Consider the following 24,067-nt stretch of genomic DNA (forward strand, 5'->3'; position numbering starts at 1 on the left):
GACGCCCGGCCGGGACGGAGTAAGGTCAGCGGCAACAGATTAGATCCAAGGAGGAGAAACGGTCCGATGCTGCGATTCCTGGCCATGCGCATAGCATCGGCGGTGCCGGTCATGGTCATCCTGAGCCTGGTCACCTTTGCCATCATCCAGGCGCCGCCGGGCGACTATGCCGACTATATCCGTTCGCAGCTCATCAACCAGGGCGGGGCGTCTTTTGCCGAAGCCGACGCGCAGGCGCAGGCCTATCGGGTCGAGCACGGCCTCGATAAACCGCTGCCCGTCCAGTACCTGAACTGGGTCGCCGGCATCATCACCCGCGGCGATTTCGGCTACAGCCTCTATTACAACAAGCCGGTCGCCGCAGTGGTCGGCGAGCGGCTGCCGCGCACGCTGCTGCTGGCATTGGTCTGCCATCTGCTGGCGTCGGTGCTCGGCATCACCTTCGGCATCTGGGCGGCGACCAGGCAATACACATGGATCGACTCGGTGCTGTCGGCCATCTCCTTCCTCGGCATGACGGTGCCGCGCTTCCTGATGGCGCTGATCATCGTCTATCTCCTGGTCTTCCAGTTCAACGTGTCGGAGATCGGCAGCTTCTTCTCGCCGCAATATGGCGGCGCGCCGTGGTCGTGGGCGAAATTCGCCGACCTCGTCAAGCATGTCTGGCCGGTGGTGGCGATCGCCACCTTCGGCGGGCTCGCCTACAATATGCGCGTCATGCGCGGCAATCTGCTCGATACGCTGAACGCGCAATATGTCGAGACGGCCAAGGCCAAGGGCCTGACCGGCAGCGCCGTCGTCATGCGCCATGCCGTGCCCAACGCACTGCACCCGCTCATCATGTATCAGGGCGTGGTGCTGCCCTACATGCTGACCGGCGAGATCGAGACGGCGATCATCTTTGCGCTGCCGACGGTCGGGCCCGCCATCGTCGGCTCGATGGCGGTCGGCGACGTTTATGTCACGGCGACCTTCATGATGGTGCTGTCGGCAACGCTGATCGTCGGCAACATCATCGCCGACATGCTGCTCGCGCTGCTCGATCCGCGCGTACGCCAGTTCAGGGAGAGCTAGATGCTGGCGCGTGACCCATCCCCGCCGCCGCCCCCGGCTGAAGCAACCGCGATTGCGACCCCACGCGGCAATGAGAGCTATATGGCGCTGGTCTGGCGCCGGCTGAGGCGCTCCTGGACCGGCATGGCCGGGCTGATCCTTGTCGTGCTTCTGGTGCTGATGGCGCTGTTTGCCGATTTCTTCGCGCCGATGGACCCCAAGGTGACCGATGTCGCTTTCGCCCCGCCGCAAGTGATGAGTTTTCACGACAGAGACGGGAATTTCGTGCTCCAGCCGCGGGTCTATGCGCTGGCGGATTCTGCAGACCTCGACCCGGTCACCTTCCAGCCGGTCGTCGGGCCGGATTACGAGCATCCGCGCCTGCTCGGCTTCTTCGTCAAGGGCGCCGACTACCGGCTGCTTGGCCTGATCCCCGCCAACCGGCATTTCTTCGCTTCGGCCGACGGCCAGCCGGTGCATTTTCTCGGCACCGACAAATTCGGCCGCGATGTGTTGTCGCGCGCCATCCAGGGCTCGCGCGTCTCGCTGATGATCGCGCTGACGGTGGTGTTCATCATCACCGTCATCGGCACCACAGTCGGCATGGTCTCGGGCTATTTCGGCGGCCGCTTCGACGTCTGGATGCAGCGCTTTGTCGAGCTGGTGCTCGCCTTCCCGCAATTGCCGCTCTATCTTGCGCTGACGACGCTGATCCCGGTGACCGCGCCGACCAACGTCTTCCTCGCCTTCGTCATCATCGTCATGTCGGCGCTGGGCTGGGCGCAGATGTCGCGCGAGGTGCGCGGCAAGACGCTGGCGCTGGCGCGGATCGACTATGTGCGCGCTGCCATGGCGGTTGGCGCCACCGACATGCGTATCATCATGCAGCACATTTTCCCCAATGTGATGAGCCACGTCATCGTCGCCGTGACGATCGCGATCCCGACGGTGGTACTGCTCGAAGCCTTTCTCGGCTTCCTCGGCTTCGCCGTGAAACCGCCGCTGATCTCATGGGGGCTGATGCTGCAGGACACGGCTACCTATTCGGTCATCGGCACCTATCCGTGGATCCTGTCGCCGGTCGGCTTCGTGCTGATCACCGTCTTTGCCTTCAACGCGCTGGGCGACGGCCTGCGCGATGCCGTCGATCCCTATTGAGGTGGCCGGGATGACCGTAGCGCTCGCAGCCACCTTCGCACCAGCCGTCCGGCTCGACCATGCCGGCCGCCACGACCAACCCATCATCGATGCCCGCAACATCGAGGTCGCCTTCAAGGTCGAGCACGGCGTCGTCGACGCGGTGAAGGATGTCTCGTTCCAGCTCTATCGCGGGGAGACGATCGCCATCGTCGGCGAGTCCGGTTCCGGCAAGTCGGTGACGGCGCGCGCCGTCATGGGGCTCTTGTCAAAGCGGGCCACCGTGTCGCCGAAATCCACCATCGACTATTGCGGGCAGGACATACTGAAATTCCCCGAGAGCGCCCGGCGCAAGTTGCGCGGCAATCGCATCTCGATGATCTTCCAGGAGCCGATGAGCTCGCTCAACCCGATCTATACGGTCGGCAGTCAGATCGTCGAGGCGATCAGAGTGCATCGAAAGGTCAGCCGCAAGCAAGCCTGGGCGCGGGCGCTCGAGCTTTTGCGGCATGTCCAGATCCCCGAGCCGGAAGCGCGCATCAAGCAGTATCCGCACCAGATGTCGGGCGGGCAGCGCCAGCGCGTGATGATCGCCATGGCGCTCGCCAACGACCCCGATGTGCTGATCGCCGACGAGCCGACGACAGCGCTCGACGTCACGGTCCAGGCGCAGATCCTCAATTTGATCCGCAATCTGCAAAAAGAACTCAGGATGGCGGTCATCCTGATCACCCACGACCTCACCGTGGTGCGGAAATTCTCGGACTATGTCTATGTCATGCAGCATGGCGAGATGTGCGAGCACAACGTTACCGAGCGGCTGTTCGCCGACCCGCAGCATGCCTATACCAAGCGGCTGCTCGCTTCAGAGCCGCACGGCAAGCCGCAGCCGCTGCCGGAAAACAGCGGCACCATCCTCGAGGCCCGCAATATGCGCGTCTGCTTCATGCTGCGCCATGGCAGCTTCCTGAAGCCGGACTGGCGCGAGCTGGTCGCCGTCGACGATCTCGGCCTGAAGCTTTGCCGCCACGAGACACTGGGGCTGGTCGGCGAATCCGGCTCCGGCAAGACCACGTTCGGTCTCGCCTTGCTCAAGCTCACCGAGGCCAAGCGCGGCGAGGTCAGCTTCGACGGCCAGCCGATCCACGGCCTGTCGCGCGCCGGGATGCGGCCGCTGCGCTCGCGCATGCAGGTCGTTTTTCAGGATCCGTTCTCGTCGCTTAACCCGCGTATGACGATCGGCCAGATCATCGAGGAAGGGCTGGTCGTCAACAGGATCGGCGCGACACGGCGCGAGAGGGTCGGTCGGGTGCGCGACGCCCTGGTCAGCGCCGGCATGCCCGGCGATATCCTGTCGCGGTTCCCGCACGAATTTTCCGGCGGCCAGCGGCAGCGCATCGCCATTGCCCGAGCCATCGCGCTGGAGCCCGAATTCATCCTGCTCGACGAACCGACATCGGCGCTCGACCTTTCGGTGCAGGCGCAGATCATCGACCTGTTGCGCAAGCTGCAGGACGAACGCGGCCTTAGCTATCTCTTCATTTCGCACGACCTCAAGGTCGTGCGCGCGCTCTGCCACCGTGTCATCGTCATGCAGAACGGCAAGATCGTCGAACAGGGGACTGTCGACGAGGTCCTCACCCATCCCAAGACCGCCTACACCGAACGGCTCGTCAGGGCCGCCTTCGACGTGGCGTAGCAAAGTGCCGGAGGTTTAATAGTGGCAAGACATCCCAGGATCACCTTCATTGGCGCGGGTTCGACCGTGTTCATGAAGAACATTGTCGGCGACGTGCTGCAGCGCCCATCGCTGTCAGGCGCGACGATCGCGCTGATGGACATCAATCCGCAGCGGCTGGAAGAGAGCGCCATCGTCGTCAACAAGCTGATCGCGACGCTGGGCGTGAAGGCGAAGGCCGAGACCTATTCCGACCAGCGCAAGGCGCTCGCCGGTGCCGACTTCGTGGTCGTCGCCTTCCAGATCGGCGGCTTTGAGCCCTGCACCGTCACCGATTTCGAGGTGCCGAAGAAATACGGCCTGCGCCAGACCATTGCCGACACGCTCGGCGTCGGCGGCATCATGCGCGGCCTCCGGACCGTGCCGCATCTGTGGAAGATCTGCGAGGACATGCTGGCCGTCTGCCCCGACGCGATCATGCTGCAATACGTCAACCCGATGGCGATCAACACCTGGGCGATCTCAGAGAAATACCCTGAGATCAAACAGGTAGGCCTCTGCCACTCGGTGCAGGGCACGGCGATGGAACTGGCGCACGATCTCGACATTCCCTACGACGAGATACGCTACCGCTCGGCCGGCATCAACCACATGGCCTTCTACCTGAAGTTCGAGCACCGGCAGCCGGATGGCTCTTACCGCAACCTCTATCCGGACCTGGTCCGCGCCTATCGCGAGGGCAGGGCGCCGAAGCCGGGCTGGAACCCGCGCTGCCCCAACAAGGTGCGCTACGAGATGCTGACGCGTCTCGGCTATTTCGTCACCGAAAGCTCCGAGCATTTCGCCGAATACACGCCCTATTTCATCAAGGAAGGCCGCCCCGACCTGATCGACAAGTTCGGCATTCCGCTCGACGAATATCCCAAGCGCTGCATCGAACAGATCGAGCGCTGGAAGGGCCAGGCCGAGGCCTATCGCTCGGCCGACCGCATCGAGGTCGAGCAATCGAAGGAATACGCGTCCTCGATCATGAACTCGGTGTGGACCGGGGAGCCTTCGGTGATCTACGGCAATGTCCGCAACAATGGCTGCATCACCTCGCTGCCGGACAATTGCGCCGCCGAGGTGCCGTGTCTAGTGGACGCCTCCGGCATCCAGCCGACCTATATTGGCGAGCTGCCGCCGCAACTCACCGCGTTGATACGCACCAACATCAATGTGCAGGAGCTGACGGTGCAGGCGTTGATGACCGAAAACCGCGAGCACATCTACCACGCGGCGATGATGGACCCGCATACGGCGGCCGAACTCGATCTCGACCAGATCTGGGCGCTGGTCGATGAGTTGCTGGCGACACATGGCGACTGGCTGCCAACCTGGGCGCGTGGGAGCGCCAAGGTCCGGGCCGCCTGAGCGCTGCTGCGGCGGTATCTACTCCACCGTCAGGCCTCCGGTGGCGCCGGCAACCGGTGGCGCAGTTCCTCGACCAGCACGCGCTCGTTCTCCGAATAGTCGATCGGAACGACGACGAGATGGACGCCACCGCCGGCAAAAGCCTGTTCAAGCGTCGATTGTATTTCTGAGACGGCGCCGACCCTGGTTCCCTTGGCGCCATAGGCCTCGGCATATCTGACGAAATCGGGATTGCCGAAGGTCATGCCGAAATCGGGGAACTGGTCGACCGCCTGCTTCCAGCGGATCATGCCGAAAGCATTGTCCTCGATGATCAGCACGACGAGGTTAAGTTTCAGCCTGACGGCGGTTTCCAGTTCCTGGCTGTTCATCATGAAGCCGCCATCCCCGCAGATCGCCATGACGCGGCGGCCGGGATAGAGCATCGCGGCCGTCATCGCCGAGGGCAGGCCGGCGCCCATCGTGGCCAGGGCGTTGTCGAGCAGCAAAGTGTTGGCGACGCGCGTGCGGTAATTGCGCGCAAACCAGATCTTGTACATGCCGTTGTCGAGCGCCAGGATGCCATCGGCCGGCATCACAGCGCGCACATCGTGCACCAAGCGCTGCGGCGTGAAACGGTCTTCGGTGGCGCGGGCGGCAATGCGGCTCAAAATCCCTTCGCGCAGCGGCAGTAGCGCCTGCGCGTTGGGGATCTTGCCCTCGAGGCGGTCGGCAAGCAGCCTGAGCGAAGCGCCGATGTCGCCGACCACTTCGGTCTGCGGGAAATAGACCTGCTCGACATTGGCCGGCTGGTAACCGACATGGATCACCTTCGGTCCCTTGTCGCCCATAATGAAGGGCGGCTTCTCGATCGTGTCGTGGCCGATAGTGATGATGAGGTCGGCCTGTTCGATGGCCTCATGCACATAGTCGCGCTCGGAGAGCGCGGCGGTGCCCATGTAGAGTTCGGTGCCGCCGGGCACCGTGCCCTTGCCCATCTGCGTGGTGAAATAGGGAATGCCGGTCCTGATCACGAACTGGGCGAGGTCGGACGTCGAGCGCGGCCGCGATGCGGCGGCGCCCAGCATCGCCAGAGGACGCTGCGCCTTGATGATCATCTCGGCGGCGCGGTCGAGCGCAAGCGGGCTGGCCAGCGGAAGCTCGACCGGATGCGGCGGGATCAGCGCGACATCGTCGCACTCCTCGGCCGCGATGTCTTCGGGCAGTTCCAGATGCACCGGTCCCGGACGCTCCTCTTCGGCAATCCGAAACGCTTCGCGCACCACGGCGGGAATGGTCTTCGCCGAGATGATCTGGCGTGACAGCTTGGTCAGCGGCTTCATCGCGGCGACGATGTCGACGATCTGGAAGCGGGCCTGGCGCGACGACCGGATGCCCTTCTGCCCGGTGATCATGATCATCGGCATGGCGCCGAGCAGCGCATAGGCGGCACCCGTCGTCAGGTTCAGGGCGCCGGGTCCCAGCGTGGTGATGCACACACCTGGCTTGCCGGTGAGCCTGCCATGGGTGGCGGCCATGAACGCCGCCGCCTGCTCATGACGGGTGAGGATGAGCTGGATCGAGGATTTGCGGATGGATTCGACGACGTCCAGGTTTTCTTCGCCGGGAATGCCGAAGATGCGATCGACGCCCTCATTCTCGAGGGCGGCAACAAGCAGGTCAGAACCTTTGGGCACGAAGCATCTCCTGGGCAAAGCGGCGGCGAACCGCGTCGGGATATGATCAGACATAGTGCTGGCAAAGCCCTAGCGCGAGGCGCGGCCGCCGCCAATATCGCTCTGCCTTACAGATCCTTCCGTTTCCTGAATTGGCCGGGCGAGACGCCGGCGTGGCGGCTGAAGGCGGTGGAGAAGGCGGCTTCCGAGCTGTAGCCGACCGCCTCGGCGACTTGGCCCAGGCTCTTGCCCTCGTGCAGCAGCCGGCTGGCCTGCCGCATGCGGCAGCCGAAGAGATAGGCCATGGGCGCTTCGCCGACGAGATCGCGAAAGCGGGCGGCAAAGGTTGCCCTGGAGAGCCCGACCGCGCGTGCCAGGGTCTCGATCGTCCAGTCGTGGTCATAGGCTTCATGCAGGGTCGCGAGCGCTCTGGCGATCGCGGGGTCCTGCAATCCCCTCAGCCAACCTGGATTGTCCATGCTTTCCAGACCGGAGCGCAAGGCGCGCGTGACGATGGCCCCAGACAGGCGAGCCATGACTACGTCGCTGCCGGGACCTTCGTCGGTCGCTTCCACCAGCAAGGCCTCGACATAGCCACGCAGCCATTTGGGCAGACGGCCATTCGATCCCCGGATGTGAACGATGCGCGGCAGGCCGGCAAGTGCCGGATGGTCGGCGTCGCGAAAGGCGAAGGCGCCGCACAGGATGACGGTCTTTTCGCCTTCGCCGCCGCTGCGAATACGCCCGGCTGCGGTTTGGGTCGCCAGTTCGGCGGCGGGGACGTTCGCGCTTTTGAGCGCGCCGGGCGACCGCAGCACATGCGGATCGGCGCGCGGTGCAATGATCAGGTCGCCGGCATCGAGAGGCTCGACATCTTCCTCACCGAACACCGCCTCGCATCGCCCCTTGATGACGACGTGAATGCCGCGAAGCCCAGCCTGGCTGAACGAGATCGCCCAGGGCGCGGCCAGTTCGAGGCGCCGGTACCCGGCGGCTGCGAAGTGCAATTCGCGCATGAGGGTAGCCAGGAGGTCCACGCTTCGCTCCAGAAACAGACGATCGATATATCAATCCAGACGCTGTCGAATAGCGCGCCGGCCTTACTGGACCTAGCTATGCCCGACAGGCCGCTTGTCGGCGATAACGAAACTCAGGAGTTATTCATGCCGCCAATCGAGCTTTTTGTCGCGCAGCTTTGTCCCTATGCGCACCGTGTCAGGCTCGCCCTTGCCGAGAAAGGCCTGCAGGCGACGGAAATCGAAATCGATCTGCGCAACAAGCCGGCGTGGTTCCTGAAACTCACGCCGACGGGAAAGGTGCCGCTGCTGCGCCATCAGGGGCAATATGTCAGGGAGTCGTCGATCATCTGCGAATATCTCGATGATGCATTCCCCGAACGGCCGATTTTCCCCAGGGATGCTCAGGCCCGCGCTGAGGCGCGCATCTGGATCAGCTTCGCCGACACGCAGCTTTACGCCCGGACGGCAACCATGATGCACAGTTCCGACGCTATGGTTCATAAGCGGATCAAGGCCCAGCTTGCCGACGATCTGCGCTTTGTGGAACAGCATGCCTTCGCCCTGCGAGGGGCGGACGAACGGTTTTTGCTGGGCTCGGAATTCAGCGCCGCCGACATCGCCTTCTATCCCTGGTTCGAACAGCTGTGCGTGCTTGAGAAATATCTGGGCTTCGTCATGCCGACCGAATGCGAGCGCCTGCTGCGGTGGCAGGAAACGGTTGCCGCCAGGGAGGCGGTGCGGACCTGCGCCAGGTCGCCCGGCTTCTACCTGGAATCCTATGGCCCGCTTCTCGCCGCCTGAGACGAGCGGGCAAACGGAAAAAAATTCCTCACTATGGTGCTGCAAGGTCAGTCATTTGCTTCTTGCGGCAGGCGCAAGCCTGTAAATATGCGGTATGAAACCCCGCCGCGAGAGGTGAGAGAAACATGCCCAATCCAACCGTCGTCGGGTTTTCCGGCAATTTCACCAGGCCGTCCAAGACGCGTGGTTTTGTCGACCAGGTTGTCAGGGATATTGCGCGCCAGCATGGCCTGTCGGCGAGCACCTATGACATCGAAGACCTCGGCCCGTCGCTCGGCGCTGCCAAATGGGCGCGCGATCTCGACGGCCAGTCCCGGGCAGTCTTCGACAGCGTCGTCAATGCCGATGTGCTGGTGGTGGGGTCACCGACCTACAAGGGCAGCTACACCGGCCTGTTCAAGCACTTCTTCGACCTCTTCGATCCCGCTTCCTTGCGCGGCAAGCCGGTGGTGCTGCTTGCCACCGGCGGCAACGATCGCCACGCGTTGATCGTCGAGCACCAGTTGCGGCCGTTGTTCGGCTTCTTCGAGGCGCTGACGCTGCCGACAGGGGTCTATGCCACGGACAAGGACTTTTCCGACGGCGTGCTGCGGGCCGAACCCATCCTGAAGCGCGTCGATCAGGTTGTCGGCGAGGTCGGGCTGGTGCTGGCCAATCGCTCGGCAGCCGGCGTTGCTGCCGGATAGAGCGAGGCGAGCGGGCCGCCTCCGGCTTTGCTCGGAGTGAATAAAATGGGAGCGATCCGGCTGAAAAACGCCAATGCCGGAAGGTTCCCGGTCATCCTGAGCGGCGATGACAAAGGGGTTTTGGCCAACTGCGAAATCCATCTCAGGCGGATTTCTCGCGACAACTAGTTCCTGTCCGCCGGCTTCGAACGCATCCTTGACACCGTCTCGCGCTCGGCGCGCTTGGAGCGCAGAGGCGGCAGGCCGCGGTCGATCAGGTCCATGTCCTCCAGCACCATGTCGCCCATGCGCTTGAAGGCGATGTCGAGCGCACCGGCGCGGTGGGCGGAGCGCAGGAAGCCGGGGATCGTGCGGACCGGATGGTCCTGCGCTAGCGGTTCTTCTGGGAAGACATCGCTGGCGGCGACGATGTGGCCGCTTTTCACCGCCGCCATCAGGGCAGGGAAGTCGACGACGCCGGCGCGGCTGAGCAGGATGAAGGCGGCGCCCTTGCGCATACTTGCAAAGGCCTCAGCGCCGAGGAAACCCTGGTTCTCCGAGGTCACCGAAGCGACGACGAAGACGAAATCGCTTGATGTCAGCACCTCGTCCAGCGAGGCCGGCTTGACCCCATTGTCGATCAGGATCGACGGCGGCAGCCAAGGGTCGAAGACCTTGGTGCGGGTGCGAAAACCCGACAGCAGCCGGTTCAGCGCACGGCCGAGATCGCCGAAGCCGATGATGCCGACATCGGCGCCGGACAGAAGCCGCGCCGTCAAATTGCCGTCACCGCCCCACAGCTCCTCGCCTTTGCGGAAGGCGAGGTCAGCATCGACGATGTTGCGGGCGAGGTTGAGCGCCATGGCGAGGCCAAGCTCGGCCACCGGCTCGGCGAAGACGAGGCCGGTGGTGACGACATGGATGCCGCGCACAAACAGCGTCTCATAGGGCATGTTGTTGATGAGGTTGGTCTCGACATTGAAGACGCAACGCAGCGCCTGCATCTGGTCCAAAGTCTCGGGCGAGATCGGCGGCTGGCCGATAATATAGCGGGCTTCGGCCAGCACGTCGGCGGGCAAGTTCGCCACGCCCTCGGCCGTCGTCTCGACGACGCGGTAATGCGCCTTGAGGCGCGCCAGCTGCGGTGGGGTGAAGATCAGGTCGAGCGTGCGTGGTTCCGGCGCGCTGATGACCAGCGGCAAGGCCTTGTTTGGCATGACGATTCCTCCCCGGCGCGATCCGCATCGCGTATTTTGCTTTGCACTTGTGGTAGTCCCAAAACCACTTGCCGCTTTCCGGCGGCATGTGCTTGAGGGGTAAAATACCCACCATCAAACGATTTACAACTCCGGGAGGGGCCGCCGATCGCGCGGCTCGAGCCTTGCCGGGTTTTGATGCGGGAATCCGTTGGCTCGCCAGGCAACGGCCCTGAGGGCTCCTTTCCTTCTCCCCCTGTGAGAGAAGGTGCAGTCAAAACGGATAGTGCTGCCCCGGATCCTCGATCGTCAGCCAGCGCAGGTCGGTGAACTCGGCGATCGAGGCCTTGCCGCCGAAGCGGCCGTAGCCTGAACCCTTGACGCCGCCGAACGGCATTTGCGCCTCGTCGCCGACGGTCGGGCCGTTGATGTGGCAGATACCGGCTTCGATGCGCGCGGCAACCGCCATGGCACGGCGGATGTCGCGGCTGAACACGGCCGAGGACAGGCCGTATTCGGTATCGTTGGCGACACATACCGCTTCGTCCTCGCCCTTGACGCGGATCACCGGCTTGACCGGGCCGAAGGATTCTTCCGAATAGACGCGCATCGCCGGCGTCACGTGGTCGAGCAATGTCGCCTCGACCACGGTTCCGGTGCGCTTGCCGCCGGCCACAAGCCTGGCGCCCTTGGCGACGGCGTCGGCAACCAGTTCTTCCATCTTGTCGGCGGCCTGGCTGCTGATCAGCGAACCGAGCACGACATGGCCGCGCGGGTCACCGGCAGGCAGCTGCGCCGCGCGGGCGGCGAGCTTGGCGACGAACTCGTCGGCGACCTTTTCATCGACGACCAGACGCTCGGTCGACATGCAGATCTGGCCCTGATGCATGTAGGCGCCGAAGGTCGCCGCATTGACCGCCGCATCGATGTCGGCATCGTCGAGCACGACCAGCGGCGCCTTGCCGCCGAGTTCGAGCAGCGCCGGCTTCAAGTGACGGCCGGCGAGTTCGGCAATGATTCTGCCGACCTTGGTCGAGCCGGTGAAGTTGACACGCCTGACTGCAGGGTGCGCGACCAGTGCCTCGACGATTGCCGCTGCGTCCTTGGGGTCATTGGTGACGACATTGATGACGCCCTTGGGCAGGCCGGCCTCGACCAGCACCTGGCCGATCAGCCGGTGTGTGCCTGGGCACATTTCCGAAGCTTTCAGCACAACCGTGTTGCCGCAGGCGATCGGCATGGCGATGGCACGGGTTCCGAGGATGACCGGTGCATTCCACGGCGCGATGCCGAGGCAGACGCCGGCCGGCTGGCGGATCGCCATGGCCAGCGTGCCGGGCTTGTCGGAGGGAATGACCTCGCCCGAAATCTGCGTCGTCATGGCGGCTGCCTCGCGCAGCATTTTGGCGGCGAGCATGACGTTGAAGCCGGCCCAGGGGCCGGTGGCGCCGGTTTCTTCCATCATCAATCTGGTGAATTCGCCGACCTTGGAGTCCATGACATCGGCCGCCTTGGACAGAAAAGCGCGGCGCTCGCCCGGTCCGGTCTTCGACCAGCTCTTGAAGGCGAGGGCCGCGGCTTCCACCGCGGCATTGGCGTCGGCGATGCTGGCTGCGGCAGCGCGGGTGGCCAGCTTGCCGGTGAACGGGTCCATGCGCTCGTAAGAGGCGGAGCCTGACGCATCCCTTTTGTCGCCGTCGATCAGAAGTCCGATGTCCATTGTTCTCTCCCTCGCTCGCCGTCGAGCGTCTTTTCTATCTATTATCGACCACGATCTGATCCGAACACCGGCTCCCACTTTTCGGGATCATGGTCTAGAAGCCGAGCACCTCGGCATTGATCGATGCTTCAAGCCCACCGTCAACCGGCACATTGGCGCCGTTGACCCAGCGTGCGCCGTCCGAGCACAGGAACAGCACGACAGGCGCGATGTCGCCCGAGGTTCCGGCGCGCCCGACCCTGGCGATGTCGCTGTCGACGCGGGCGTCACCCAGCACATTGCGGAACTGTTTGAGGATCGGCGTCTCGACCGGGCCGGGGCTCACTGCATTGACGCGGATGCCGCGGCTCCTGAACAGGTCCTGATGTGCGGCGCGCTGCGTCCACAACAGCAGCAGTTCCTTGGAAACGGAATAGCCTTCCTCGTTCTTCACCTGATGGTCGGCGACCACCTCCGCCACATCGGGAAAGCCTTCGATGCCGATCATCGATGCCGCGCGGTTGAGATTGGCGCGCCAGCCATAGCCGGCGATCGAGGCGACGTTGACCACGGCGCCGCCTTCACGAAGTCTTGGTGCGAGGCCTTCCGAGAGCGCGCGCAGGCCGTAGAAGTTGACGGTCAGTGTCGACACCGCACCGGTGTTGCCGGGGAGGCCGGCGACATTGCAGAGCGCATCGATGCGCTCCGGCAGGCGCCCGATGAGATCGACGACGCCGGCCTTGAACGAGATGTCGGCCTTGACGAAGAAGCCGACCGGTGCGGCAGGTTCACGCACGTCGACGCCGATCACGTCAGCGCCCAGTTGGCCGGCAAGTTCCGCGGTGCGGGCGCCGATACCGGACGCGACACCGGTGATGAGGATGGTCTTGCCGAACAGCATGGTCACGCCTTTTCAGTATGTGTTGCGGTCTGTTGCGGCGAAGGCGTGGCGTCGCCATCTGCGGCGTTTGGCGGGAGCCTGACACGGTAGCCGACCGGCAGCAGGCGCAGGCCAAAGCGCTCCTCCAGCGTTCCCCACAGGCCGCGCGGCAGGAAGAGCGAGAACAGCACCGCCGTGGCGCCAAGGCCGATCAGATACCAGACGCCGGTGCCGCCGAACCAGGTCTCGATGAGGAAGAACAGCAGCGCACCCAGAATGGCGCCCTCGAAGGTGCCGATGCCGCCGACCAGCACCATGAAGATCATGTAGGCGGTCCACTGGACGTTGAAGTAGGTTTTCGGCTGGAAGGTGATCGACGTGGCCAACCACAGCGCGCCGGCCATGCCGATGCCGAAGGCGGCGAGCACGAAGAGCAGCCGCTTGGTTCCGGTGACGCGCACGCCGACCGATGCCGCGGCCTCCTCATTGTCCCTGATGGCGCGGATGGCCGCACCTGTGCTGCCACGCAGCAGGCTAAACAGGGTGGCGAGCAGCGCCGTCATCGCGGCCAACGCCAGCCAGTAGATCGTCGCCCGCCTGACGCCGGCGTCATAGACGTTGAGCGAGATCAGCGACGTCCCGGTCTCGCCTTGCACCAGCCGGTCGAGATTGACCAGGAGATGGGTGAGCGCCGCGATCACCCACATGCCGATGGCGAACTCGCCGTTCCTGAGCCGCAGCATGAACAGCGACATCGGCCAGGAGATCGCGCCGACAATGATCGCGGAGACGAACAGCGAAGCGAACGGGTTGAGGCCGGCATCGGCCAGGCGGATGGTGAAATAGGCGCCGAGGCCGAAGAACACTTGCTGTCCCACCGAAACCAGCCCGCCGAAGCCGGCCAGCGCGTTCCACATCGCCGCCAGGATCACATAGATGAACAAGGCGGTCACGCGGTCGACGGCGCCGGCCGAAAGGAAATGCGGCGCGACGCCAAGTAGCGCGATGATGACGACGACCGCAATCGCCGAGATGCGCGAGGCGGAGGTGCCGCGCTCGATAACGGGGGCGTTTAAAACCGCGCTCATGATGCTTTCCTCGCGGGCAGGCGCAGCAGGCCGCGCAGGCCGAGGCCGGAGGTGGAGAGCCGGATGAACAGCACGATCAGGAAGGCGACATGGCCGCCGATCAGAAAACCTTGCGGATGGATCTGCGCGCCGAGCGTCTGGGCGAGCGCCAGAACGATGCCGCCGACCAGCGTGCCCCATAGCGAACCGGCGCCGCCGATCACCGCCGCCTCGAAAGCGAACAGCAATTGAGGTGCGCCGGTATAGGGATCGAAGGTGGCGCGCATGCCGAGGAAGGCACCGGCAAGACCGACCGTGACCATGGCGATGGCGGCGGCGAGGGCGTTGGCGCGGCGCGCATCGACGCCGACGAGACCGGCCGTGTCGGGATCTTCCGACGTGGCGCGGATCGAGCGGCCAAGCCTGGTGTTGGTAAGGAACAGCTGCAGTCCGCCAAGCAATATGACGGCGGCGGCGAACATGATCACGGCAAGCTTGCCGACATAGATGCTGCCCGGCCATTCCCAGGAATCGTAGGAGAGGCTGCCGATATAGGGCGCCAGCGAACGTGTGTCGGCGCCGAACTGCTCGAACAGCGCATTGTCGATGACGATGGCGAGGCCGAACGTGGTCAGGATCGGCAGCAGCGCGCCTCCGCGGGCGCTGCGCTCGAGCAGGAAGCGCTGCAGCGCCCAGCCGATGGCCGCCATCAGCGGCAGCACGATGAGCAGGCCGACGAAGGGCGAGATATGGAATTGCGAGGCGAGCCACCACAGCGCGTAGGCGGAAAACACGGCCAGGCTGCCATGCGCGAGGTTGATGATGCGCATCACCGAAAACATGAAGGAGAGGCCGCAGGCGATCAGCGCGTAGTAGCCGCCGAGCAGGATGCCCTGGACGATCTGGTTGCTCATGCCGGCACACTCCCGGCGCTTTTTCTGTGCAGGCCGAAATAGGCTTTCGTCACTTCATCGCGGGACATGCCCTTGCTCGGGCCTTCCAGCGCGACGCGTCCTTCGAGCATGCAGATGACCTTGTCCGAGACCGAGAGCGCGCGATTGAGGTCCTGTTCGACCAGGATGATCGTCGTGCCGGAGCTGATCAGCCCTTGCAGCGAAGCGTAGACGCGATCGACCACCAGCGGCGACAGGCCGAGCGAGACCTCGTCGAGCAGCAGCAGCTCCGGATTGCTCATCAACGCGCGGCCGATGGCGGTGGCCTGCTGCTCGCCACCGGAGAGATGCCCGGTCTTGGCGTGGCGGCGCGGCTTCAGATTGGGGAACGTGTCGAGCACCCTTTCCACGCTCCAGTCGCCGGGCCGGCCGGCGGTCTTGCCGAGCAGAAGGTTCTCCTCGACCGTCATCTGCACGAACAGCTTTCGTCCTTCCGGCACCAGCGCCACACCCATGCCGACGCGCTTGTGCGACGGCACGCCGGTGATGTCGGTGCTGTCCAGCAGCACACGGCCGGCAGTCGGCTGATGCGCGCCGGCGATTGCCCGCAGCAGCGTCGTCTTGCCGGCGCCGTTGGCGCCGACCAGCGCCAGCGTTTCGCGGCGCTCGATCGTAAAGCTCACACCGCGCACCGCCTGCAACAGGCCGTGGCGGACGACCAGATTCTCGATTGCGAGCAGGCTCATTTCGGGCCTCCACCGAGATAGGCGCGCACGACTTCGGGATCGGCCATCACGGCTTGCGGCTCGCCATCGGCAATGATCTTTCCGGCATCCATGCAGATCAGCCGCTCGGCCACCTGCAGCAGGATGTGGACGATGTGCTCGATCCAGACGATGCCGATCTTGCGGCGGCGCAATTCCTTGATGGTATCGACGAGTTCGCTCGCCTCGCCATCGGTCAGTCCGCCGCCGATCTCGTCGAGCAGAAGCAGGGTCGGCCTTGCGGCAAGCGCGCGGGCCAGTTCCAGCCGCTTGCGGTCGAGCAGGCCGAGTGTCTCGGCGCGTCGGTTGGCGACGCCCAGCATGCCGCACAGTTTCAGCGACGCCAACGCCGCTTCATAGGCCTCGTCGCGGGCGAGACCCGCCCCATGCGACGCGGCGACGAAGACGTTTTCGAACGTGGTCATGCCGCTGAACGGTTTCGGCACCTGGTGCGTGCGCACCAGGCCGAGACGACAGCGCGCCGTGGCCGGCAGCGCCGTCACGTCGCCGCCCTTGAAGGCGACCGTGCCGGCGCTCGGCGGGAAGGCGCCTGACAAGATGCTGAGCAGCGTCGTCTTGCCGGCGCCGTTCGGGCCGACGATGCCGACGGCCTCAGCGGCATTCATGGCGAAGTCGACACCGTCGAGCACCACCAGCGCGCCGAAGCGTTTCTGGATGCCGGCAGCGCGGAGGATCGCGGCGTTTGCTGAACCGTTCACGATGCGACCCCCGTAGCCGTCCGTCAGCCGTTATACGGCTGGAGCTTGGCCTCGACCGGAACCTTCGGGTCGGTGGCGTTCTCGGTCACGACGTAGTCGAGCGGGAATTTGCCGCCTTCCTTGGCCGCCACCCATTGGGTGCCGATGATCGGGCCGGGAGAGACATTGGCGACCGGGCCGCTGGTGAAGTCGACCTTGCCGATCATGGTCTCGGTGTTGAGCGTGCTCAGCGCCTTGGCGACGGCCGCCTTGTCCTTGGCGTCGGTGCTTGCCTTCAGGGCCTCGAAGCCGGCGTCGAGCAGCGACATCGAGGCGCCGAGCTGCTGCGTCCATTGCTTGCCGCTGGCGGCCTCATAACCGTCGGCCAGTTCGGTCCCCGAAACGCCGGTCAGCGGCGACTTGTAGGGGAAGGCCTTGTGCCAGTAAGCGGCGCTCGAAATCTTGTTGCCGAGATCGCCGAGCGCCTCGATGTCGGACGGGAACAGCCCGGTCTTGGCGACCTGGCAGATCTTGATCTGCTTGATCAGGCCTTGCTGCGCGGCCTGGCGCCAGAAGGCGGCGAAGTCCGGCGGGATCGGGAAGGAGTTGAAGATCTCGACGCCTTCCTGCTTGAACAGAGCGATCTGCGAGGAATAGTCGGTGGTGCCGGTCTCGTAGGCGCCGGGATCGACGATGGTGAAACCCTGCTTCGCCAGCAACGGCGCCAGATGGGTGCGGATGGCATTGCCGTCGGCGTCGTTGGGATACATGACGCCGACCTTCTTGTTGGTCTCGATCAGGTTCCATTGCGAGATGTAGGTCCGGAAGAACTCGTCGACGCCGAAGCCGAAATGATAGGTCCATTTGAACGGCGAGGGTTCGCCGGGCTTGGCGCCGCGGCCGAAATACCAGGCCTCCCACGGCATAACGGTGGAGAGGCAAGGCACGCCGGCGGCTTCGCAGGCGTCGGCGACCGGGTTGATCACCTCCGGCGTCGACACCGCCAGCATCAGGTCGACGGCCTGGTTGTTGATGAGGTCCTTGGCGAGCTGGCCGGCGCGCGACGGGTCGGATTGCGTGTCCTGGTCGATGATCTCGACACTGTATTTCTTGCCGCCGATGTCGAGGCCGTTGGCGAGCGCCTTGCGGGCGAGATCGAGCACATAGCCGTCGGTCTGGCCGAAGCCGGCGAGCGGCCCGGTGCGCGGGCTGACAAAGCCGACCTTCAGCGTGTCGGCGGCCTGCGCGAATGCCTGGCCGCGGCTGAGCGCAAGTGCCGCGCCGCCGGCGAGCGATGTGGCGATGAACTGGCGCCGCGAGACGCCGGATTTGCTTGAGGTCATGCTGGTATTCCTCCCTTTCCTGACGGCACCTGGAGGTCACCGCCGGCCTGCTCAAAATCGATGCCGCCCGTTCTTAAGATCGGAGATCGCCCCGGCAGGCCTTGAGGCGGCAGCGGAACGCCGCCAATGCCGATAACGGCACGATTTCGATCCTCCCATCGTCACAGTGCCCTAGGTGTTTGGTTTGGTAAAATGATATTTTGCGGTGTTTCGTTAACCAACAGGTTATGGAAATACGGCTGAAGGCCCGCTCTGCGCCAGATTGGCGAAAGGTGCTCAGGCGTTCTGGCTGGCCGCCTCGCGAATTGTCTGCAGCAGGATGGTGAAGGCCGGCGAAGGCGCAGTGTCGGTCCGCATCGTCAGGCCGACCGGCCCTTTGGTTTCCTCGGTGTTGACGGGCAAGGCGACGAAGGCGCCGCTGGAGAGTTCGTTGGCGACGACGCCTGTCGATATGATCCAGACCGCATTGCTTTGGCGCAGGAAGGCACGGCCGAAGGAATCCGAGACGGTCTCGATCTCGGTCGCAGGCGCCGTCATGCCGTTGGTGATGAACAGGCGGTCGACGAACGGGCGGATGACCGACTCCCGCGTCGGCATCAGCACCGGGAATTCATCGAGCCGGGCGAAGATGTCCTGGCCCGGCTGCAGCAGCGGATGGCCGGCCCTCACCACGAACAGCACCGGTTCGGAATAGAGATGCTCGAAGAAGAAGCCGGTCATGTTTTCCGGCGCCGCAAGCCGGCCGACGACGAGATCGAGCGCACCGACGCGCAACTGTTCCAGCAGGACCGCGTTCTCGCCGGTGACTATCTTGATCGCAGCACCGGTATTTTCACTCAGGAACAGGCTTATGGCGCGTGGCATCACCTTGGCCGACACTGTCGGGAGCGCGCCGATGCGGATCGGATGCCGGTTGATGGCGCCGTCCTGGCGGACGGAATCGACGCCGCGCTTCAGTGCCGTGATCGCCGTGCCGGCATGGCCGAGAAAGATTTCGCCAAGCCGCGTCACCCTGATGCCGCGGCCGTCGCGTTCGACGACAGCGATGCCAAGCGCCTCCTCCAATTCGCGCAACGTCTTGGTCACGGCCGGTGGGCTGACATGGAGAAAGTCGGCCGCCCTCGCCACGCTGCCTTGCCGCGCTACCTCAAGGAATGCCTGCAGGTGACGGAACCTTATGCGGCTTTCGGACATGTTCTCATAACCTAGCAGTTAATGAAACGGCGTAAAATATCATTTTACCAAACTAAATGCCTTGTGCAATGTGAACACGGAGGATTGAAATCGTGCCATTCGTCAACATTGGCGGCATCACGCTGCACCATCGCCATATCAAGGCGAAGGGAAATGCGCGGCCGATCGTGTTCATCAATTCGCTGGGCACCGACTTCCGCATCTGGGACGAGGTGTTGTCCGAACTGGGTGGCGAAATGCCTGTGTTGGTCTACGACAAGCGCGGCCATGGCCTGTCCGACATTGGTGGCGTCAGCTCGATCGACGAGCATGTCGATGATCTGTCGGGCCTGATCGATCATTTCGAACTGAACAATGCGGTGCTGTGCGGCCTGTCGGTGGGCGGCCTGATTGCGCAAGGGTTTTATGCCCGGCGCCCCGAAATCGTCGACGGCCTCATCCTGTGCGACACCGCCCACAAGATCGGCACGGCCGACAGCTGGAACACCCGCATCGAAACGGTCGAAAGCAAAGGCATCCAGGCCATCGCCGATGCCGTGCTCAAAATGTGGTTTACGCCTGCCTTCCACGCGGACCGTGTCGCCGAGCTCGACGGTTACTGGAACATGATGACCCGGCAAGCCGTCGCCGGCTATGTCGGCACCTGCGCCGCGGTGCGCGATGCCGATTTCACCGAGGCCGCGCAGGGGATCGCGGTACCCACGCTTTGCGTCGTTGGCGACCAGGACGGCTCGACGCCGCCGGATCTCGTCCGCTGGCTGGCCGATCTGATCCCAGGCGCACATTTCGAAATCATTCGTGACGCCGCGCACATCCCTTGCGTCGAACAGCCCAAGGCGCTGACCACCCTGATCCGCGATTTCGTCGCGGCGCTTCCCCTGAGAAAGCAGACCCATGGATGAACTGCCCAAAAACGAAACCAGATACCAGACAGGGCTGACCGTCAGGCGCTCGGTGCTCGGCGACCCGCATGTTGATCGCAGCGAGGATGCCGTCACCGATTTCGACCGGCCGTTCCAGGAGCTGATCACCGAGGCAGCCTGGGGCACTGTGTGGGCGCGTCCGGGCTTCAGCAGGCGCGAACGCTCGATCGTGACGCTGGCATTGCTGGCCGCCCTTGGCCATGATGAAGAGGTCGCCATGCATGTGCGCGCCACCGCCAACACCGGTGCGTCGCGCGACGATATCTGCGAAGCGTTCCTGCATGTCGCGATCTATGCCGGCGTGCCGGCCGCCAACCGCGCCTTCAGGATCGCCAAGGAGGTGTTTTCGGAAATGGACGGAAGCAGGGCTGGCCATGCCAGCTGATGCCGGCTCGAACCGCAGGCCCGAGAGCGGAGCCTTCTTCCAGCGCGACCGCGGCTGGCATCCGCCGGCGCTGACGCCCGACTACAAGACGTCGGTGCTGCGCTCGCCGCAAAAGGCGCTGCTGGCCTTCGACAACACGGCGTCGGAAATCACCGGTCCGGTGTTCGGCCACGCCATGCTCGGCGAACTCGACAATGACCTGATCCACAACTTCGCCAAGCCCGGCGAGAGCGCAATCGGCGAGCGTATCATCGTCTATGGCCGCGTGCTCGACGAGCGCGGCCAGGGCGTCTCCGGCGCGCTGCTCGAATTCTGGCAGGCCAATGCGGGCGGCCGCTACCGCCACAAGAAGGACGGCTATCTGGCGCCGCTCGATCCGAATTTCGGCGGCTGCGGCCGCACCATCACCGATGCCGACGGCGGCTATGCCTTTCGCACGGTGAAGCCAGGTCCCTATCCCTGGCCGAACGGGCCCAATGACTGGCGGCCGTCGCACATCCATTTCTCGGTGTTCGGCCACGGCTTCGCACAGCGGCTGATCACCCAGATGTATTTCGAGGGCGACCCGCTGATCTGGCGGTGCCCGATCGTGCGCGGTATCCGCGACAAGGCGGCGATTGAGACGCTGGTTGCCGCGCTCGACATGCAGGCGACGATCCCGTTCGACGCGCGCGCCTACAAGTTCGACATCGTGTTGCGCGGACGCCGCGCCTCGCTGTTCGAAAACCGTCCGGAGGGCAATTGATGGCGCAATCGCTGACCCGGCTGAAGGAGAGCCCGTCGCAGACCGCCGGGCCCTACGTGCATATCGGGCTGACGCCGAATTTCGGCGGTATCGGCGGCGTCTACCCGACAGACCTGGGCGCCACGATGCTCAACGACAACGCCAAGGGCGACCGCATCGGTTTGCGCATTCGCGTGCTCGACGGCACCGGCACGCCGCTCAGGGATGCGTTGATCGAGATCTGGCAGGCGGATGCCAATGGCTTCTACAATTCGCCGGCCGAATTGCGCGGCGATGCCGATCCGGATTTTCAGGGCTGGGGCCGTCAGCCGACCGACATGGAAACCGGCCTGTGCAGTTTTCAGACGATCAAGCCGGGACGCGTGCCGTATGGCGACGGCCGGCTGATGGCGCCGCATATCAGCCTGTGGATCGTCGCCCGCGGCATCAATATCGGCCTCCACACGCGGCTCTATTTCTCCGACGAGGCCAAGGCCAATGCCGAGGATCCGATCCTGGCCCGCATCGAGCACAAGGTGCGCGTGCCGACGCTGATCGCCGAGCGGCAAGGCGACGACTATATTTTCGACGTCCATCTCCAGGGGGAGAAGGAAACGGTCTTCTTCGACAGCTGACGGAGGAAACCAGCACATGACCGTATCGCCCTTCGACCATCCGCTGCTTTCCGGCCTGCTCGGCGACGAGGAGGCGGCTCGGCATTTTTCGGTGGATGGGGAAATCGCCGCCATGCTCGATTTCGAGCGCGCGCTGGCGCAAGCGGAAGCCGAAAGCGGGATTATCGGCACGGATGCCGCCGCGGCGATTATACCTGTCCTGTTGTCATACAAGCCGGACACCGCGCGGCTGCGGGCCGGTGTGGCGAAGGATGGCGTGATCGTGCCCGAACTGGTGCGCCAGTTGAAGGCAGCGGTCGGGGCGCCGCACGACGCCGGCGTGCATTTCGGCGCAACCAGCCAGGACGTCATCGACACTGGCCTGGTGCTTCGGCTGCGCCGGCTCATTGAACATCTCGACCTGCTGCTGACTGAAAACATTCTGCGGCTGGTGGGGCTGGAAGAACGTTTTGGCAGCCGTGCATTGACAGCGATGACGCGCATGCAGCCGGCGATCCCAATTCAGGCGTCGGACCGCGTGGCGGTGTGGCGCACGCCGCTGCAACGGCATCAGCAGAGACTGTCGGAGCAATCCAAGCGTCTGATCGTGGTGCAGTTTGGCGGCGCCGCCGGCACGCTGGAGAAGCTGGGCGACAAAGGACCTGCCGTGCGCGCGGCCCTTGCCGCAAAGCTCGGCCTTGGCGACGCGCCGCAATGGCACAGCCAGCGGGATGCGCTGGCCGAATTCGCCGGGCTGCTATCGCTCATCGCCGGCAGTCTCGGCAAGTTCGGCCAGGACGTTGCGCTGATGGCGCAAGGTGGAACCGACATCAAGCTGTCCGGCGGCGGCGGCTCGTCGGCCATGCCGCACAAGCAGAACCCGGTGAAGGCGGAAGTGCTGGTGACGCTGGCGCGCTTCAACGCCACCCAGCTTTCCGGCATGCACCAGGCGCTGGTGCATGAGCAGGAGCGCTCCGGTGCTGCCTGGACGCTGGAATGGCTGCTCTTGCCGCAAATGGCGATAGCGACCGCGGCTGCGCTACGGCTCGCCGCCGAACTCGCCGGACAGATCGAAAGCCTGGGACACTGATGCGCACAAAGATCGTCATTGTCGGCTCCGGACCGTCCGGGCTGCTGCTTGGCCAGCTTCTCGGCACCATTGGCGTCGAGACGGTGATCCTCGAACGTTCGAGCCGGCAGCATGTGCTTGGCCGGGTGCGGGCAGGGGTGCTCGAACAAGGCACCGTCGAGTTGCTCGAAGAGGCGGGCGCAGCTGTAAGGCTGCATGCCGAGGGCCTGCTGCATGCCGGCATCTCGCTTGCGTTCGGCGGCGGCCTGCACCGGCTCGACCTCACGGCACTGACCGGCGGCAAGCATGTCACCGTCTATGGTCAGACCGAAGTGACGCACGATCTGATGGACAAGCGCGAGGCGGCCGGGCTGACCACCGTCTATGAGGCGGCCAACGTCGCGCTGCATGGTTTCGATGGCGAAGCGCCCTACGTCACCTACGACAAGGACGGCGTCAGCCATTGCATCGACTGCGACTTCATCGCCGGCTGCGACGGCTATCACGGCGTTAGCCGCAAATCGGCGCCTGGGCGGGCGCTGAAAACCTTCGAGCGGACCTATCCCTTCGGCTGGCTCGGCGTGCTGGCCGAAGTGCCGCCGGCCGATCACGAACTGGTCTACGCCAACCATGAGCGGGGCTTTGCGCTATGCTCGATGCGGTCGACGCATCGCAGCCGCTACTATGTGCAGGTCCCCGCTGACGAACAGGTCGAGTCCTGGAGCGACGACCGCTTCTGGGACGAATTGCGCAGTCGCCTGCCGGAACAGACCGCAGCCGCGGTCGTTACCGGCCCGTCCTTCGAAAAATCAATCGCGCCGCTGCGCTCCTTCGTCGCCGAGCCGATGCGCTTCGGCCGGCTGTTCCTGGTCGGCGACGCCGCCCATATCGTGCCCCCGACCGGCGCCAAAGGGCTCAACCTCGCTGCCAGCGACGTGCGCTATCTCTTTGCCGGACTTCGCGAATTCTATGTGGACAAATCGCAGGCCGGGCTTGACGCCTATTCGGCCAAGGCGCTGGCGCGGGTCTGGAAGGCGGTACGCTTCTCCTGGTGGATGACGACGATGTTGCACCGCTTTCCTGATACGGGCGAGTTCGGCCAACGCATCCAGGAAGCCGAGCTCGACTATCTCGTGCATTCGCAAGCGGCGTCGACCGCGCTGGCTGAAAACTATGTCGGTTTGCCCTATTAAGGGC

At 64.4% G+C, this 24,067-nt stretch carries 23 protein-coding genes; 12 read left to right on the forward strand and 11 right to left on the reverse strand.

Annotation, left to right across the window (positions count from 1 at the left end):
* Positions 1-66: 66 nt before the first annotated feature.
* From NKI15_RS08465 to NKI15_RS08480, 4 genes are read left to right on the forward strand one after another with little or no spacing between them, the layout of a single operon-like run.
* On the forward strand, positions 67-1,074 hold the full coding sequence (locus NKI15_RS08465) for an ABC transporter permease (RefSeq protein WP_023668135.1): 1,008 nt from the start codon (positions 67-69) through the stop codon (positions 1,072-1,074).
* Positions 1,075-2,211, forward strand: a complete 1,137-nt coding sequence (locus NKI15_RS08470) for an ABC transporter permease (RefSeq protein WP_023687914.1) — start codon at positions 1,075-1,077, stop codon at positions 2,209-2,211.
* A 10-nt stretch (positions 2,212-2,221) separates the two neighbouring features.
* On the forward strand, positions 2,222-3,889 hold the full coding sequence (locus NKI15_RS08475; protein ID WP_023704663.1) for an ABC transporter ATP-binding protein: 1,668 nt from the start codon (positions 2,222-2,224) through the stop codon (positions 3,887-3,889).
* Positions 3,890-3,910: 21 nt separating this feature from the next.
* Positions 3,911-5,281 carry an alpha-glucosidase/alpha-galactosidase gene (locus NKI15_RS08480; RefSeq protein WP_023702138.1) on the forward strand — a complete coding sequence of 457 codons (1,371 nt, stop codon included), beginning with the start codon at positions 3,911-3,913 and terminating at the stop codon, positions 5,279-5,281.
* Positions 5,282-5,310: 29 nt separating this feature from the next.
* Here the strand turns inward: NKI15_RS08480 and NKI15_RS08485 are convergent, their stop codons facing one another.
* Together NKI15_RS08485 and NKI15_RS08490 are read right to left on the reverse strand one after the other, a co-directional pair.
* Positions 5,311-6,957 carry an acetolactate synthase large subunit gene (locus tag NKI15_RS08485; RefSeq protein ID WP_023752111.1) on the reverse strand — a complete coding sequence of 549 codons (1,647 nt, stop codon included), beginning with the start codon at positions 6,955-6,957 and terminating at the stop codon, positions 5,311-5,313.
* A gap of 107 nt (positions 6,958-7,064) precedes the next feature.
* Complete coding sequence (locus tag NKI15_RS08490; RefSeq protein ID WP_023739495.1) at positions 7,065-7,952, reverse strand: AraC family transcriptional regulator; 888 nt, start codon at positions 7,950-7,952, stop codon at positions 7,065-7,067.
* A gap of 147 nt (positions 7,953-8,099) precedes the next feature.
* On the opposite strand from NKI15_RS08490, the gene NKI15_RS08495 reads away from it, so the two are divergent.
* Together NKI15_RS08495 and msuE are read left to right on the forward strand one after the other, a co-directional pair.
* Positions 8,100-8,756, forward strand: a complete 657-nt coding sequence (locus NKI15_RS08495) for a glutathione S-transferase family protein (protein WP_023752109.1) — start codon at positions 8,100-8,102, stop codon at positions 8,754-8,756.
* 125 nt (positions 8,757-8,881) lie between these two features.
* Positions 8,882-9,442 carry an FMN reductase gene (gene msuE, locus NKI15_RS08500; RefSeq protein WP_023739493.1) on the forward strand — a complete coding sequence of 187 codons (561 nt, stop codon included), beginning with the start codon at positions 8,882-8,884 and terminating at the stop codon, positions 9,440-9,442.
* A 164-nt stretch (positions 9,443-9,606) separates the two neighbouring features.
* Here msuE and NKI15_RS08505 read toward each other — a convergent pair whose 3' ends face one another.
* From NKI15_RS08505 to pcaQ, 9 genes are all read right to left on the reverse strand, one after another.
* A complete protein-coding gene (locus NKI15_RS08505) occupies positions 9,607-10,638 on the reverse strand; it encodes a hydroxyacid dehydrogenase (protein WP_023739492.1) in 1,032 nt (343 codons plus the stop codon).
* A 253-nt stretch (positions 10,639-10,891) separates the two neighbouring features.
* On the reverse strand, positions 10,892-12,337 hold the full coding sequence (locus NKI15_RS08510; RefSeq protein ID WP_023739491.1) for an aldehyde dehydrogenase: 1,446 nt from the start codon (positions 12,335-12,337) through the stop codon (positions 10,892-10,894).
* 94 nt (positions 12,338-12,431) lie between these two features.
* Entirely contained in the window at positions 12,432-13,217 is a 786-nt protein-coding gene (locus NKI15_RS08515; protein ID WP_023739490.1) for a coniferyl-alcohol dehydrogenase, read from the reverse strand.
* Between the two features lie 2 nt (positions 13,218-13,219).
* Positions 13,220-14,284 carry a branched-chain amino acid ABC transporter permease gene (locus NKI15_RS08520; protein ID WP_352886000.1) on the reverse strand — a complete coding sequence of 355 codons (1,065 nt, stop codon included), beginning with the start codon at positions 14,282-14,284 and terminating at the stop codon, positions 13,220-13,222.
* Positions 14,281-15,177, reverse strand: a complete 897-nt coding sequence (locus NKI15_RS08525) for a branched-chain amino acid ABC transporter permease (RefSeq protein WP_023729446.1) — start codon at positions 15,175-15,177, stop codon at positions 14,281-14,283. The genes NKI15_RS08520 and NKI15_RS08525 overlap by 4 nt, the downstream gene beginning before the upstream one ends.
* Entirely contained in the window at positions 15,174-15,902 is a 729-nt protein-coding gene (locus NKI15_RS08530; RefSeq protein ID WP_352515226.1) for an ABC transporter ATP-binding protein, read from the reverse strand. The genes NKI15_RS08525 and NKI15_RS08530 overlap by 4 nt, the downstream gene beginning before the upstream one ends.
* Positions 15,899-16,573, reverse strand: a complete 675-nt coding sequence (locus tag NKI15_RS08535; protein ID WP_502898679.1) for an ABC transporter ATP-binding protein — start codon at positions 16,571-16,573, stop codon at positions 15,899-15,901. Before NKI15_RS08535 ends, NKI15_RS08530 begins: the two co-directional genes overlap by 4 nt.
* An 89-nt stretch (positions 16,574-16,662) precedes the next feature.
* Positions 16,663-17,961 (reverse strand): ABC transporter substrate-binding protein, encoded by a 1,299-nt coding sequence (locus NKI15_RS08540; RefSeq protein ID WP_023739488.1) that lies wholly within the window; start codon positions 17,959-17,961, stop codon positions 16,663-16,665.
* A gap of 276 nt (positions 17,962-18,237) precedes the next feature.
* The gene (pcaQ, locus tag NKI15_RS08545) at positions 18,238-19,155 is read right to left on the reverse strand and encodes a pca operon transcription factor PcaQ (protein WP_023685275.1); all 918 of its coding nucleotides are present in this window, start codon (positions 19,153-19,155) and stop codon (positions 18,238-18,240) included.
* Positions 19,156-19,247: 92 nt separating this feature from the next.
* On the opposite strand from pcaQ, the gene pcaD reads away from it, so the two are divergent.
* From pcaD to pobA, 6 genes are read left to right on the forward strand one after another with little or no spacing between them, the layout of a single operon-like run.
* A complete protein-coding gene (pcaD, locus tag NKI15_RS08550) occupies positions 19,248-20,057 on the forward strand; it encodes a 3-oxoadipate enol-lactonase (RefSeq protein ID WP_023696241.1) in 810 nt (269 codons plus the stop codon).
* Complete coding sequence (pcaC, locus tag NKI15_RS08555; RefSeq protein ID WP_023685273.1) at positions 20,050-20,463, forward strand: 4-carboxymuconolactone decarboxylase; 414 nt, start codon at positions 20,050-20,052, stop codon at positions 20,461-20,463. The genes pcaD and pcaC overlap by 8 nt, the downstream gene beginning before the upstream one ends.
* Entirely contained in the window at positions 20,453-21,208 is a 756-nt protein-coding gene (gene pcaH, locus NKI15_RS08560) for a protocatechuate 3,4-dioxygenase subunit beta (RefSeq protein ID WP_352515224.1), read from the forward strand. Before pcaC ends, pcaH begins: the two co-directional genes overlap by 11 nt.
* Positions 21,208-21,822 (forward strand): protocatechuate 3,4-dioxygenase subunit alpha, encoded by a 615-nt coding sequence (gene pcaG, locus NKI15_RS08565; protein WP_023668155.1) that lies wholly within the window; start codon positions 21,208-21,210, stop codon positions 21,820-21,822. Before pcaH ends, pcaG begins: the two co-directional genes overlap by 1 nt.
* 16 nt (positions 21,823-21,838) lie before the next feature.
* Positions 21,839-22,891, forward strand: a complete 1,053-nt coding sequence (locus NKI15_RS08570; protein WP_023749938.1) for a 3-carboxy-cis,cis-muconate cycloisomerase — start codon at positions 21,839-21,841, stop codon at positions 22,889-22,891.
* Complete coding sequence (gene pobA / locus NKI15_RS08575) at positions 22,891-24,063, forward strand: 4-hydroxybenzoate 3-monooxygenase (RefSeq protein ID WP_352515222.1); 1,173 nt, start codon at positions 22,891-22,893, stop codon at positions 24,061-24,063. Before NKI15_RS08570 ends, pobA begins: the two co-directional genes overlap by 1 nt.
* The last annotated feature ends 4 nt before the right edge of the window (positions 24,064-24,067 follow it).

It is taken from the genome of Mesorhizobium sp. M0862 (assembly GCF_040319795.1).
In the GTDB taxonomy this organism is placed as follows: domain Bacteria; phylum Pseudomonadota; class Alphaproteobacteria; order Rhizobiales; family Rhizobiaceae; genus Mesorhizobium.